The sequence below is a fragment of the Collinsella vaginalis genome (genome assembly GCF_900176655.1).
GTDB classification, from domain to species: domain Bacteria; phylum Actinomycetota; class Coriobacteriia; order Coriobacteriales; family Coriobacteriaceae; genus Collinsella; species Collinsella vaginalis.
Genome location: NZ_LT838844.1, coordinates 345,379 through 359,447 on the forward strand (window position 1 = coordinate 345,379; position 14,069 = coordinate 359,447).

At 67.6% G+C, this 14,069-nt stretch carries 10 protein-coding genes and 1 pseudogene; 2 read left to right on the forward strand and 9 right to left on the reverse strand.

The window, feature by feature from the left end; genetic code table 11:
- Position 1: 1 nt before the first annotated feature.
- From deoC to deoD, 9 genes and pseudogenes are all read right to left on the reverse strand, one after another.
- The gene (deoC, locus tag CAP13_RS07685) at positions 2-676 is read right to left on the reverse strand and encodes a deoxyribose-phosphate aldolase (RefSeq protein WP_085831016.1); all 675 of its coding nucleotides are present in this window, start codon (positions 674-676) and stop codon (positions 2-4) included.
- Positions 673-2,061 carry a thymidine phosphorylase gene (locus CAP13_RS07690; RefSeq protein WP_097677695.1) on the reverse strand — a complete coding sequence of 463 codons (1,389 nt, stop codon included), beginning with the start codon at positions 2,059-2,061 and terminating at the stop codon, positions 673-675. Before CAP13_RS07690 ends, deoC begins: the two co-directional genes overlap by 4 nt.
- Entirely contained in the window at positions 2,058-2,519 is a 462-nt protein-coding gene (locus CAP13_RS07695; protein WP_085831018.1) for a cytidine deaminase, read from the reverse strand. Before CAP13_RS07695 ends, CAP13_RS07690 begins: the two co-directional genes overlap by 4 nt.
- The gene (locus CAP13_RS07700) at positions 2,519-3,439 is read right to left on the reverse strand and encodes an ABC transporter permease (protein WP_085831019.1); all 921 of its coding nucleotides are present in this window, start codon (positions 3,437-3,439) and stop codon (positions 2,519-2,521) included. The genes CAP13_RS07695 and CAP13_RS07700 overlap by 1 nt, the downstream gene beginning before the upstream one ends.
- Positions 3,432-4,562 carry an ABC transporter permease gene (locus tag CAP13_RS07705; RefSeq protein ID WP_085831020.1) on the reverse strand — a complete coding sequence of 377 codons (1,131 nt, stop codon included), beginning with the start codon at positions 4,560-4,562 and terminating at the stop codon, positions 3,432-3,434. The genes CAP13_RS07700 and CAP13_RS07705 overlap by 8 nt, the downstream gene beginning before the upstream one ends.
- A gap of 38 nt (positions 4,563-4,600) precedes the next feature.
- A pseudogene (locus CAP13_RS07710) lies at positions 4,601-6,128 on the reverse strand (ABC transporter ATP-binding protein).
- Between the two features lie 144 nt (positions 6,129-6,272).
- Positions 6,273-6,764 carry a BMP family lipoprotein gene (locus CAP13_RS07715; protein ID WP_085831021.1) on the reverse strand — a complete coding sequence of 164 codons (492 nt, stop codon included), beginning with the start codon at positions 6,762-6,764 and terminating at the stop codon, positions 6,273-6,275.
- A 43-nt stretch (positions 6,765-6,807) separates the two neighbouring features.
- Complete coding sequence (locus tag CAP13_RS07720) at positions 6,808-7,887, reverse strand: BMP family lipoprotein (protein WP_085831166.1); 1,080 nt, start codon at positions 7,885-7,887, stop codon at positions 6,808-6,810.
- A gap of 173 nt (positions 7,888-8,060) precedes the next feature.
- Positions 8,061-8,780, reverse strand: a complete 720-nt coding sequence (gene deoD / locus CAP13_RS07725) for a purine-nucleoside phosphorylase (RefSeq protein ID WP_085831022.1) — start codon at positions 8,778-8,780, stop codon at positions 8,061-8,063.
- 493 nt (positions 8,781-9,273) lie between these two features.
- Between deoD and CAP13_RS07730 the strand changes: the two genes are divergently transcribed.
- Both CAP13_RS07730 and CAP13_RS07735 read left to right on the forward strand, forming a co-directional pair.
- Positions 9,274-10,542, forward strand: coding sequence for a uracil-xanthine permease family protein (locus CAP13_RS07730; RefSeq protein WP_085831023.1), 1,269 nt, complete (start codon positions 9,274-9,276; stop codon positions 10,540-10,542).
- Positions 10,543-11,226: 684 nt separating this feature from the next.
- Complete coding sequence (locus tag CAP13_RS07735; RefSeq protein WP_085831024.1) at positions 11,227-13,740, forward strand: ATP-dependent helicase; 2,514 nt, start codon at positions 11,227-11,229, stop codon at positions 13,738-13,740.
- The last annotated feature ends 329 nt before the right edge of the window (positions 13,741-14,069 follow it).

Below are 14,069 nucleotides of genomic sequence, written 5' to 3' on the forward strand. Positions count from 1 at the left end.
CTTAGGCGTCCAGCTCGGCGAGGATGGCCGGCGCGGCCGAGACGCCGAGCCGGTTCGCACCGGCCTCGATCATGGCGAGGGCGTCCGCCAGGGTGCGGATCCCGCCCGCGGCCTTGACGCCGCAGGCGTCGCCCACGGTTTGGCGCATGAGTGCCACATCGGCGACGGTCGCACCGCCGGTGGAAAAGCCCGTGGAGGTCTTCACGAAATCGGCCCCCGCCTCGACGGAGAGCGTGCAGGCCTGAACCTTCTCCTCCTCGGTGAGCAGGCAGCATTCGATGATGACCTTGAGGATGGCGCCGCCTGCGTGGCAGGCCTCGGCCACCGCCGCGATGTCGGAGCGCGCGGCGCCGTCGTTTCCGGCCTTGAGCTCACCGATGTTGATGACCATGTCGATCTCCTGCGCCCCGGCGCGCACGGCGTCGGCCGCCTCGGCGACCTTGGCGGCGGTGCTGCCCGCACCCAGCGGGAAGCCGATCACGGCGCAGGTCTTGACCGTGGAGCCGGCGAGTCCTGCGGCAACGTGCTCTACCCAGTATCCGTTCACGCACACGCTCGCGCAGCCGAGGTCGTGGGCCTCGGCGATGACGGCGTCGATGCGCTCCGGCGTGGCATCGGCCTTGAGCAGGGTGTGGTCCATGTAGGCGGCGAGTTCGTGCTTGGTGAGGTTCTTCATATGCGTCCTTTCGACTTGATTGATGCGCTCGGGTCGCGGGCGCCGGCAGCCTCGTTCGCGTAGGCGACCCCGTCGCGGGTGACCGTGGCGAAGAGGAGCGGTTCGGATGCGTGGGCGTCGGTGCCGAAGGTGAGGGCCGCGCGCAGGGTGGCGAGGCCTGCGGCCAGTCGGTCCTCGGTCGCGGTGTGGAGCACCGCCACCGTCTCGCCGGCGCGCACGGCGTCGCCCTGGTTCTTCAGCAGGACGATGCCGGCCGTGTGGTCGATCGCATCGTCGAGGGTGAGCCGTCCGGCTCCGAGTTCGGCGCTGGCGACGCCCACGCGCTCGGTGTCGATCGCGGTGAGGAAGCCGTCGGCAGGGGCGAGGAGCTCATGCCGGATGCGGGCCGAACCCAGCAACGCGGGATCGCGGAGGGTCCGTGCGTCGCCGCCTTGTGCGGTGGTGATCTCGCAGAGCTTCTCGAAGGCGGAGCCGTCTGCGATGACATGCTCGGCCAAGGCCCTTCCCTCGGCCACCGTGCCGAGGCCGCCGAGGTGGAAGAGCTCGGCCGTGAGCATGACGACCTCGTGGGTGAGGTCGGCGGGCCCTCTCCCGCGCAGCGTGTCGACCACCTCGGCGACCTCGAGGGCGTTGCCCACGGCGTGGCCTAGGGGACGGTCCATGTTGGTGACCATCGCCTCCACGCGCCGGCCCGCGCCCTCGCCGATCGCGACCATGGCGGAGGCGAGCTGCACGGCCTCGTCAACCGTCTTCATGAACGCGCCCGAACCCACCTTCACATCCAGCAGGATGCACTGGGCGCCGGCCGCGAGTTTCTTGCTCATGATCGACGAGGCGATGAGCGGAATGGAGTCGACGGTGGCGGTCACGTCACGCAGGGCGTAGATGAGCTTGTCGGCCGGGACGAGGTTGCCTGTCTGGCCGATGATGGCCCCGCCGTGCGCACGGACCGCGGCGAGGAAGTCCTCTTCGTCAAGTGAGATGGTGAAGCCGGGGATGCTCTCGAGCTTGTCGAGGGTACCGCCGGTGTGCCTGAGCCCCCGGCCGCTCATCTTGGCGACGAAGGCGCGTCCAGGGGCCATGGCCGCGAGCATGGGCATCACGGCGAGGGACGTCTTGTCGCCCACGCCGCCGGTGGAGTGCTTGTCGAGGGTGACGCCCGGGAGGTTGGAGAGATCGACCACGTCGCCGGAAGCCATCATGTGCAGGGTCAGGGAGCGGGTCTCCGCGTCGGTCATGCCACGCAGGAAGACGGCCATGAGCCAGGCGGACATCTGGTAATCGGGTATCTCCCCCGAGACGTAGCCGTCCACGACGAAGCCGATCTCCTCGTCGGTGAGCTCCGCGCCCTCGCGCTTGCGCTCGATGACGTCATACATCCTCATGGGCGGCACCCCCTCTCCCCGGGCGCCTCGTGGCCGAGGTCGTGCGGGCCGAAGCCGAGCGGGAGCAGCTCCTCAAGGGTGTGCACCTCGAGCTTGTCCCCGCCGAGCCCCAGCACGATGCGGAAGCGCACGGGGTCACAGAACTCCATCATCACCTGCCGGCAGACGCCGCAGGGCGCGCAACGGCCCGAGACGGACTCGCCTTCGGGACCGCCCACGATCGCGATGGCGGAAAAATCGCGCTTCCCCTCGCGGACGGCTTGGAAGAAGGCGGTGCGCTCAGCGCAGTTCGAGGGGGTGTAGGCCGCGTTCTCGATGTTGCAGCCCGGGTAGACGGACCCGTCGGTGCAGAGCAGGGCCGCGCCGACGGCGAAGTGCGAGTAGGGGGTGTAGGCGTCCGCGCGGGCCTCCTCGGCGAGGTGGACGAGCTCGAGATCGGAGGGGAGCTCACCTGCCATCAGCGCACGCCCTTCTCGTAGGGGACGCCGTCGGCCTTGGGTGCGACGGAGCGGCCCACGAAGAGCACGAGGACCACGAGGGTCAACACGTAGGGCAGGCAGGCGAGGAGCTCGCTCGGCACGGGTACCACGCCACCGCCTAGGATGATGACGAGGGCCTGGGCGGCGCCGAACAGCAGGCAGGCGCCGTAGGCCCCGTGCGGGGTCCACTTGCCGAAGATCACCGCGGCCAGCGCGATGAAGCCCTGGCCGGCCACGGCGGTCTGCGTGAACTGGGAGATGATGGCGAGCGTGATGGAGGCGCCGCCGAAGCCGGCGAACATCCCGGAGAGGACCACGCAGGTGAAGCGGATGCGGCCTACGTTGATACCGAGGGTGTCGGCCGCCGCGGGGTGCTCGCCCACGGCCCGCACGCGCAGGCCCCACTTCGTGCGGTAGAGGACGAACCAGACCGCGATCGCCGCGACGATGCCGATGATCACGGTGACGTCGACGTTCAGGTTCGCCCAGGGTGTTCCCGCGAGGGCACCCTTGCCCAGGATCTTCGGCAGGGTCTCGATGCTCGGCGACTGGGTGCCGCCGCCCCAGAAGAGCCGGGCCGCGAACAGGGCGATACCGGGTCCGAGCAGGTTCAAGGCGATGCCGGAGACGTTCTGATCGGCCTTGAAGGTCACGGCCGCCACGGCGTGGAGCACCGCGAAGGCCGCCCCGGCGAGGCCTGCGGCGATGAAGCCGAGCCAGGCGTTGCCGGTGAAGAAGGACACGGCCGCGCCCGCGAGCGCGCCGACGGTCATCATGCCCTCGATGCCGATGTTCACCACGCCCGCGCGCTCGGAGATGACGCCGCCGAGCGCCCCGAAGACGAGCGGTGTCGAGTACATGAGGGTGATGCCGATGAGGAGCAGGAGGTTGTTAAGCATGGCGGGCACCTCGCTTCTGCGCACGCCGCTCCAGGAGGTCGGCCACGAGTGGGACCACCCGCGCCAGCGCCACGAAGAAGACGATCGTGCCGATCATGATGTTGATGATGTCCGTCGGCGCGCCCACGGCCATCTGGACGGATTGCCCGCCGTAGATCATGCCGCCGAACAGGAGGCCGGCGAAGATGCAGCCGATGGGGGAGGAGCCGGCGATGAGGGCGACCGAGAACCCGTTGAAGCCGTAGTTCTCGAAGCCCGCGAGCGTCGAGATCGAATGCGGCTCGACGCCCGTGACCATGAGGGCGCCCGCGAGGCCGGGGATGGCCCCGGCGATGGCCATCGCGATCAGGGTGTTCCGGCCCACGGGCATGCCGGCGAACTCCGCGGCGTCGCGGCTGAAGCCGACCGCGCGGAGCTCGTAGCCGAGCTTGGAGCGGAAGAGCACGAACCAAGCGCCCACGGCGACGAGGACGGCCACCAGGAAGGCGATGTTGACGTCGGTCTTGACGAGGAAGTCGTAGAGCCAGGGGACTTGGCGCAGCGTCTCCAGCCCGGCGTCGGAGGTCTTCCACGCGGGCAGGATCGTCGTGAAGCTCGAGGCGTTCACCGGAATGCTCGAGGTCGAGGTCGGCCGGTGGTAGGCGGCGCTCTGGACCACGAAGTTGTTCAGGTAGAGCATGGTCCAGTTGAGCATGATCGAGGTGATGACCTCGTGTATCCCGAAACGGGCCTTGAGGGCGCCCGTGATCGCGCCGATGAGGGCCCCGCCCGCCACGCCCGCGATGACGACGAGGGGGATCTGGAGCGGCATGGGCAGGTCGAGTTTCGCGCCGACGAGCACGGCGCAGACGGCGCCGGCGATGTACTGGCCCTCGGCCCCGATGTTGAAGAGGCCGGTTTTGAACGCGAAGGCAACCGAGATGCCCGTCAGGATGATGGGCGCGGCCTTGATGATCGTGTTCGACACGTACTTCGGCTTGGAGAAGACGCCCTCGAAGAGGGCGGCGAACGAGGCGCCGGGGTCGTAGCCCGCAGCGGCGAGCAGGGCCGCGGCCACGCCGAAGCCGAGCGCGATGGCGATGAGGGTGGCGGTGATGGGCCGATGGAGGATGCGCTGGACCATTCCCGCCTGCGCAGCGGCCGCGCCTTGAGTTTGCCGCGTCACTCCGCCTCACCTCCCGCCATGAGGAGGCCAAGGCGGTTCTCGTCGACCTCTCCCTGCTTGAACGTGCCGGTGATCCTGCCGTTGTAGATGACGCCGATGGTGTCGGATACGCTCATGACCTCGTCGAGCTCGAGTGGATATCAGGAGGATGGCCGTGCCGCGGTCGCGCTCGGCCACAAGGGCCCGGTGGACGTACTCGATGGCGCCGACGTCGAGGCCCCGGGTGGGCTGGACGGCGATGAGGACATCGGGCTCGCCGGAGACCTCGCGCGCGATGATGACCTTCTGCTGGTTGCCGCCGGAGAGCGCACGTGCCGGCTTGTCGGCGTTGTCGGCAGGGCGGATGTCGTAGGCCTCGATGAGCCCCTCGGCGAAGGAGGACATCGCCGCACGGTCGAGGATCCCGCGGCGCCCGAACGCCGGATCGCGGTACCGCTCGAGGATGGCGTTCTCGGCCACGGTGAAGAGGAGGACGAGCCTGCGGCGCTGCCGATCCTCGTGGATGGTGGCCACCTTGTGCGCATGCACGTTCCGCACGCTCGTGTTCTGGATCTCCTCGCCGTGCACGGCGATCGTGCCGGCCTTCGCGCGGGAGAGGCAGGTGATGGCCTCGACGAGCTCGCACTGCCCGTTGCCGTCGATGCCGGCGAGCCCCACGATCTCCCCGGCGCGGACGGAGAGGGAGAGGCCGCGGACGGCCTCGACCCCGCGCTCGTCCTCGACCACGAGATCGCGGATCGAGAGGACGGTCTCGCCCGGTGCGGCGGGGGCCTTCTCGACCACGAGGTTCACGTGGTGGCCCACCATCAGCTCGGCGAGCTCCTCCTCGCTCGCGCGGGAGACGTCCACGGTGCCCACCTGGACGCCGCGCCTGATGATCGTGCAGGCATCCGAGGAGGCTTTGATCTCCTTCAGCTTGTGCGTGATGATGACCGTCTTGCCGGCGGAGGCGAGCTCGCGCATGATGCGGACGAGCCGCTCGATCTCCTGGGGCGTGAGCACGGCGGTGGGCTCGTCGAGGATCAAGATGTCGGCCCCGCGGTAGAGGGCCTTCAGGATCTCGACGCGCTGCTGCTGGCCGACGGAGATCTCCTCGATCTTGGCGTCGGGGTCGACCTCGAGCCCGTAGGTCTCGATGATGCGTGCCACGGCCTCGCGGGCGCGCTTCATGTCGAGCACGCCGGCCGCGCCGCAGACCTCGTCGCCGAGCACGATGTTCTCGGTGACGGTGAAGTTGTCCACGAGCATGAAGTGCTGGTGGACCATGCCGATGCCGTGCGCGATGGCATCAGTGGGGCAGGTGATCTCGACCCGCTCGCCGTTGAGGAGGATCTCCCCCGCCTCAGCGCGGTACAGGCCGTAGAGCACGTTCATGAGCGTGCTCTTGCCGGCGCCGTTCTCGCCGAGGACCGCGTGTATGCTACCGCGCTTGACGGCGAGATCCACGTGGTCGAGGGCGCGGAACGTGCCGAACTCCTTGACGATGCCGCGCATCTGCACCGCGAGGCTCGCGTCCGGCTCCATAGCTCTCCTCTCCAGGTACGGGTTGCTCTCGTCCCGTGCGGGCCGCGTCGCGTGGGCGCGCCTCGCACGGGACGGCTCGGACAAGGGTCGAGCCGCCCGATTTGGCGCGGGGCCGCGTTCGCGCGCCCCGCGCCGGTGGAATGCTTACAGCCCTGCGACGAAGGTGTTGTAGGCGTCCTCGGTGCTCGGAGGCGTGAGCGTGCCGTCCTTGATCTGCTCGATCAGATCCTGCGCGGCCTGGTAGACCTCATCGGACATGTGCTCGTGGTGCTCTGAGATGCCCGCGGCGTCGTCGCTCATGCCGAGCTCGACGTTCTTCCCGCCGATGTCCTCGCCCTCGCTCGCCTGCTTGGAGATCTCGATGACCGCCTTGTCGACGCGCTTCAGGGCGGAGCTGAGTATGTTGTCGGGTGCCTGGCTGTACTGGTCCTTGTCGACGCCGATGACGTACTTGCCGGCGTCCTGGGCGGTCTCGATCACGCCGTTGCCGGCGTTGCCCGCGGCTTGGAAGACGACGTCGCAGCCGTCGGAGTAGAGCTTCTGGCCCGCGGCCTTGCCCTTGGCGGCGTCCGTGAAGGTCTCGAGGTACTGGGTCGTGACCTCNGTGGATAAGAGACAGGGGTCGAGCCGCCCGATTTGGCGCGGGGCCGCGTTCGCGCGCCCCGCGCCGGTGGAATGCTTACAGCCCTGCGACGAAGGTGTTGTAGGCGTCCTCGGTGCTCGGAGGCGTGAGCGTGCCGTCCTTGATCTGCTCGATCAGATCCTGCGCGGCCTGGTAGACCTCATCGGACATGTGCTCGTGGTGCTCTGAGATGCCCGCGGCGTCGTCGCTCATGCCGAGCTCGACGTTCTTCCCGCCGATGTCCTCGCCCTCGCTCGCCTGCTTGGAGATCTCGATGACCGCCTTGTCGACGCGCTTCAGGGCGGAGCTGAGTATGTTGTCGGGTGCCTGGCTGTACTGGTCCTTGTCGACGCCGATGACGTACTTGCCGGCGTCCTGGGCGGTCTCGATCACGCCGTTGCCGGCGTTGCCCGCGGCTTGGAAGACGACGTCGCAGCCGTCGGAGTAGAGCTTCTGGCCCGCGGCCTTGCCCTTGGCGGCGTCCGTGAAGGTCTCGAGGTACTGGGTCGTGACCTCGACGTTCTTGCCCGCCTTCTTGTTGGCGTAGGCGACACCGGCGCGGTATCCCCACTCGAAGGTGCCGATGATGTCGTTCTGCATGCCGCCCACGAAGCCGACCTTGCCGGTCTCGCTCGTCATGGCGGCGATGTAGCCGACCACGAACGAGGGCTCCTGGGTGCGGAAGGTCACGCCGGTGAGGTTGTCCGTGAGATCGGACTCGTCATAGGCGTTGTCGATGATGGCGAAGTTGACGTCGGGGTTCTGCTTCGCGGCCGTCTGGATGGCGGAGTCCATGGCGAAGCCGATGCCCCAGACGAGGTTGCTCCCCTGGTCGACGGCCTTGTCGACGTTGGTGGCGTAGTCCGATTCCTGCTTGGACTCGGTGTAGCCCACCTTGATGCCGGTCTCCTTCTCGAGCTCCTGCAGACCCTCCCAGGTGAGCTGGTTGAACGACTGGTCGTTCACGCCGCCCATGTCGGTGACCATGGAGACCTGGTAGCTGCTGCTCCCGTTTGCAGAGGCGGAGCCATCCGAGGTGGTCGTCGAGCTTCCCCCGCTTCCGCAGCCCGCGAGTGCGAGCGCCAGGGCGCCTGCGGCGGCGACCGAGGCGAGCGATGCGAAACGCGTCTTCTTTATGCTGATCCTTTCTTTCGCATGACCGTGAACCAGCCCCTGACCACGGGGCGGCTCCACTATATCCCCCGGCGTGCGGGCGCGACCCCGCAACGCAGAAAGAACGGGTGGGAGGGGCTATGGGGAGGCAGGTGCACCGGAGCGGTCGCCCGTGCCCTGCGGACCTCCCCGGCCCGTCAGGATGCAGGAGTCGCGAGGGAGAGCGCGATCTCCATCATCTGGGTGAAGCTCGTCTGCCGCTCCTCGGCGGGCAGGGACTCGCCGGTGAGGGGGAGATCGGAGACGGTGAGCAGGCAGAGCGCCTGCTTGCCCGCGCGGGCGGCGTTCATGTAGAGGGCGGCGGCCTCCATCTCGACGGCGAGCACGCCCATCTTCTGCCAGAGACGGGTGGAATCGGGGTCGTCAAGGTAGAAGTGGTCACTCGAGAGGATGTTACCGACCTTCACGGGCACACCCTGGGCGCGTCCAGCCGCCACCGCGCGCTCGAGGAGCTCATAGCTGGCGATGGGGGCGAAGGTGCCGGGGAGCCCGTACTGGGCGGCGTAGTTGGAGTCGGTGCAGGCGCCCATGCCCGCCACGACGTCGCGGAGTTGGGCGGTCTTTGCGACGCCGCCAGCGGATCCCACGCGGATGATGGCCTCGACACCGTAGAACGCATAGAGCTCGTAGGAGTAGATGCCGATGCTCGGCATCCCCATGCCGCCACCCATGACGGTGACGGGGGAGCCCTGGTAGGTTCCCGTGAGGGCAAGCATGTTGCGGACCTCGTTGACGCAGCGGACATCGTCGAGGTAGGTGTCGGCGATGAACTTCGCGCGGAGCGGATCGCCGGGCATCAGGACGGTTCTCGCGATGTCTCCCTCGCGGGCGGCGTTGTGCGGGGTGGGAGTACTCATGACGGTTCCTCTATGGTCGCGCGGGCCCCGGGCGGGCTCAGTATATCCACCACCATAGCGCGTGAACTGCCCGGTTTCGAGGGTTTGATCCGCTGCTGGGCGTGGGAAATCAATTTCGAAACAGACCGTGAGGTGCGTGCCTCGAACGTCCCGCTTTTGACCGCTCAGCGGCGCGCGATTCGCCGACAGGTCATTATTCGCGCTTATATTGCTGTGGAGGTCTGAATATTGACCTGTCAGCATGGACGGAGGCCGCCGACAGGTCGGCATTCGGCCGCCTCATCGGCGCAAAGCCGTATGCCGATCCGCCGGCGCGGGGGGTGCGGCTGCGCCCTGCGTGTCCGTCCGCCTCTCTGCCGGGGACGCGGGTGCAGGCCGTTCATCCATCGCGACGATGTCCGCGCCCAGGGCATTCGGTATAGTTATGCGGATCCGTGCCGCCATCGAGCGGACCTTGCGGGCGATCTTGGTACCACATGGAGAAGGAGATGCAATGGCAACACATGAGCGCGCGGTCATAGGCGTCGATGACCGGGTCTCGGTCGGTCGGGCCATCCCCTTGGGCATCCAGCACATGATGAGCATGTTCGGCTCGACGGTCCTCGTGCCCATCCTGACCGGGCTCGACCCCAACGTGGCCATCATGTGCTCGGGTATCGGCACGATCTGCTACCTCCTGGTCACCGGCAACAAGATCCCGAGCTACCTCGGCAGCTCGTTCGCCTTCATCAGCCCGATCATCGCGGTCGGCGCCACACGCGGGCTCGATGCGGCGATGAGCGGCGTTATCGTGGCCGGCGCGGTCTTCCTCGCCGTGGCCGCCATCATCAGGCTCGTCGGCACCGGCTGGCTCGATCGCCTGCTGCCGCCCGTGCTCGTGGCCAGCGTCATGGTCGTCATCGGCGTGGGCCTCTCCGCCACCGCGGCGCGTATGGCCCTCGAGCAGACCGCGGCCGACGGCACCTCCTCCTTCTACGCCATCGGTGCCCTGGTGGCAGCTGCCACGCTCGTCTCAGCCGTCGTGTTCTCCAGCATGGGCGGCCTGTTCGGCACGATTCCCGTGCTCCTCTCCATCATCGTGGGGTACCTCGTGTCCGTGCCGCTCGGGCTCGTGGACTTCGCGCCCGTGGCCGAGGCCGCGTGGATCGGCCTGCCCCAGCTCTCGGCCCCGCGCTTCGACGCCGGTGCCATCGCCCTCATCGCGCCCGTCGCCATCGTGACCGTGATCGAGCATATTGGTCATCTGCTCGCCGTCGGCGAGATCGTGGGGAAGGATTACCGCGACCTCCTGCCGCGCTCGCTCGCCGGCGACGGCCTCTCGACGGTGATCTCCGGTTTCCTCGGCGGCCCTCCCACGACGACGTACGCCGAGAACATCGGCGTCATGAGCGTGACGCGCGTCTACGCCACGCAGATCTTCTGGTATGCGGCGGGCTTCGCGTTGATCGTCGGTGGGTTCTGCCCCAAGCTGGCGGCGCTCGTGCAGTCTATTCCCACGCCGGTGATGGGCGGCGTCTGCCTGCTGCTCTTCGGCCTCATCGCGAGCAACGGCCTGCGGATGCTCGTGGCGAACGGGGTCGATTTCGACGAGAACCGCAACCTCATGATCGCCTCGGTGGTCATCATCCTCGGCGTCGGGATGGAGACGGCCGGCATCGCGATCCCGCTGGGTGACTACACCCTTCCCGGTATGGCGACGTCCACGCTCGTGGGCATCGTGCTGAATTTGATCCTTCCGGCGCCGAGGGTGTCGGCTGAGTAAGGGGAGACGCGACGTTCCACCTCAAAAACATCATCTGGCGTGGGGTCGCGACGTTCCGCTTCGAAAACGTCATCTCGACGCGCTTTCCAAGGAGATCTGCCTGAGGACACCGTCGAAAGTACGTTTCCGAACGGATCCGTGCGCCCTCGAACGAGCCTCCCACCCCGAGGGCGACTCGCACCTCCCTGGCGGAGGTCGCCCACCCATGCTCGAGAACGTCATCTGGAAGCACGTTCTGAGGCGATCTGCATGGGAACGGGGTCGGAAGTACGTTCTCGACGAGTCTCGTGCCTCCCGGCGTATGTGCGACACGTTTCCGCCCCAAAACGTCATCGGGCGCTCTCTCGTAGGCAATCTGCATGAAAGAGCCGTTGGAAGTACGTTTCCCGGCGGGATTCGCGCACCCCGAGCAATCTCTGCCACCTCGATTGGGCTTGCGTGCCCTTGTGCGGGGCCCCGCTGCTCCGAATGGGAATTGCGTCCTCCGACGAGCTCTGTGCATCCCCAAGCGGGCCTCACCGTCCCGCACGAGCCCGCGCCGCCATATCCGCTGCGCATCTCTGTCCGCGCGCGTGGTTATACTTGTTACCCGCGCGATCGGGTCCCTCAGGCGGCCCCGCGCCCGTCCGGCTGCGCTCGCGAGCAGCACCGGATCCCATGCACGCAGCAACCGCCGCAGGAGAGATGCCCATGTCCGCAACGTTCGATATCGACTCGCTGAACCCCGCGCAACGGGAGGCCGTCCTCACCACCGAGGGACCGCTCCTCGTGCTCGCCGGCGCTGGGTCGGGCAAGACGCGGGTGCTCACGCATCGCATCGCGCACATTGTTGCCGACAAAAACGTCTTTCCCTGGCGCATCCTCGCCATCACCTTCACCAACAAGGCCGCAGCCGAGATGCGCGAGCGTCTGGCGGCGCTTCTCCCCGAGTCTACGCGCGGCATGTGGGTCTGCACCTTCCACGCCATGTGCGTGCGCATGCTCCGCGAGGACGCCGACCTTTTGGGCTACACCGGTCAGTTCACCATCTATGATGACGACGATTCGCGCCGCATGGTGCGCGACATCATGCAGGCCCTTGATCTCGATCAGAAGACCTTTCCGCTCAACATGATCCGCTCCAAGATCTCCACGGCGAAGAACGCCATGGTGGGACCTGAGGAGATGTCTCAGCAGGCCGAGGGGGACAAAGACCGCGCCGCCGCCAGGGTCTACCTCGAGCTCGAGCGCCGGCTGCGCGCCGCCAACGCGATGGACTTCGACGATCTGCTCGTTCGCACCTTGGAGCTCCTGCGTGCCCGCCCCGAGGTGCTCGAGAAGTACCAGGAGCGCTTCCGTTACATCTCGGTCGACGAGTACCAGGACACCAACCACGTGCAGTACATGATCGCCAACCTGCTCGCGGCCAAGTACCAGAACCTGATGGTCGTGGGCGACGACGACCAGTCCATCTACAGCTGGCGCGGTGCGGACATCTCGAACATCCTCGACTTCGAGAAAGACTTCCCCGCGGCCAAGGTCATCAAGCTCGAGCAGAACTACCGCAGCACCGGGCATATTCTTTCGGCTGCCAACGCGGTGGTGCGCCACAACTCGCAGCGCAAGGACAAGCGCCTGTTCACGGCAGCCGGCGACGGCGAGAAGATCCGCGCCTACCAGGCTTCGGATGAGCGCGACGAGGGCCGCTGGATCGCCGGGGAGATCGACAAGCTCCACGCCGCCGGCATGAGCTACGAGGACATCGCCGTCTTCTATCGCACCAACGCGCAGTCGCGCATCCTCGAGGACATGTTCCTGCGTGCCGGCGTGCCCTACCGCATCGTCGGCGGCACGCGCTTCTTCGACCGCGCGGAGATCCGCGATGTGATGGCCTACCTCAAGATGGTGGTGAACCCTGCCGACGAGATGAGCGTCAAGCGCGTGATCAACACGCCCCGTCGTGGTATCGGCAGCACCTCGGTCGCTAAGATCGAGGATCTCGCACGCGAGATGAGCTGCAGCTTCTTCCAGGCGTGCGAGATCGCCACGGCGGAGACGGGTCGCTTCACCGCGAAGGTGCGCAACGCCCTCGCCGACTTCGTGAAGATCGTCCGCGACGGCCGCCGCATGGACGGTGAGCTCAAGGACGTGGTCGACGCCATCGTGCAGGCGTCCGGGCTCATCCAGGCCTACCGCGCCGAGGGGACGATGGAGTCAGAGGGCCGCATGGAGAACATCCAGGAGTTCCTGGGTGTGGCCGCCGAGTTCGAGGAGACGCACGAGGACATCGAGGGGACGCTTGAGAGCTTGGAGGAGCTCCGTGCTGCCGGTGTCGCCGATGTGCCGGCATCCGAGCCTGCTGCGCCTGCTGGCCCGTCGCCGACCGTCCCGGCCACCATCGCCGCTGCCGAGATCGAGCGCACCTACGGCCCCCTCGCCTGCGCGGCTCTGCCGGCCCTCATGGAGTGGCTGGCCCTGCGCTCCGATCTGGATGCGCTCGCCGGCGGGAGCTCGGCGATCACGATGATGACGGTCCACTCGTCGAAGGGCCTTGAGTTCCCCGCCGTCTTCGTCGCCGGACTCGAGGAGGGGATCTTCCCCCACGTGGCCGGCTTCGCCTCCGCGGATGATCCGGGCAAGCTCGAGGAGGAGCGCCGCCTCGCCTACGTTGCCATCACCCGCGCCCGCAAGCGGCTCTTCCTCACCTACGCGGCCACGCGCCGCACCTACGGGTCCACGCAGGCGAACCCGCGGTCGCGGTTCATGAACGAGATCCCCGATGAGGACGTGGAGTTCACCGGTGTTGGGTCCTCGGGCTTTTCGGGTGTCGGTTGGGAGAAGCGTGGGGACCGGCGGGGGACCTTTGGCTCGGGTACGGGCGCGGAATACGGAGGCAGCGTCTTCGGGTCGTACACGCGCTCAGCCGGCGGGGCCCAGCGCCATCGCGACATCTCGGCCGACGCGGGCCTCGGTCCGGCGACGTTCGGCGGCGGACAGGGGAGAGGCGGTCGGCGGTCTGCGGAGCCCGCGGTCGAGCAGCGCCGCCCCGATGTTGCAAAGGCTGCCGAGAAGTTCAGCGCGGGCGACACGGTGAGCCATAAGACCTTCGGGCAGGGCAAGGTGCTCTCCGCTGAGGGCGACATCATCGAGGTGCAGTTCGAGAAGTCCGGGCAGATCAAGAAGCTGATGAAGGGGTTCGCGCCGATCGTGAAGCTGTAGCGCACGGGGGTTCTGCTCCCATCGGGCTCCCCGGTGCGGTCCCTTCGCGCGTGGCTTCGCAAACGCGCTGTGGAACCGCACCGGGGAGCCCCGCGCCTCGACCCCGCATCGGCGCTGGAGTAGAGAAGGTTGGTGCGCCCTTCGGGCGTGTTTGGACGGCGCGTGGCTTTGCAAACGCGCTGCGGGACCGTGCCGGGGAGCCCTGCGCCTCGACCCCGCATCGGCGCCGGGGGAGAGGGAAAGAGCGCGTCCTTCGGGCGTGGTTTTCTTGCCTCCCCCTGCCTCCCGCGCACCCCTCCGGCTCCCGTCCTCCGTCCCTCCCGCATCCG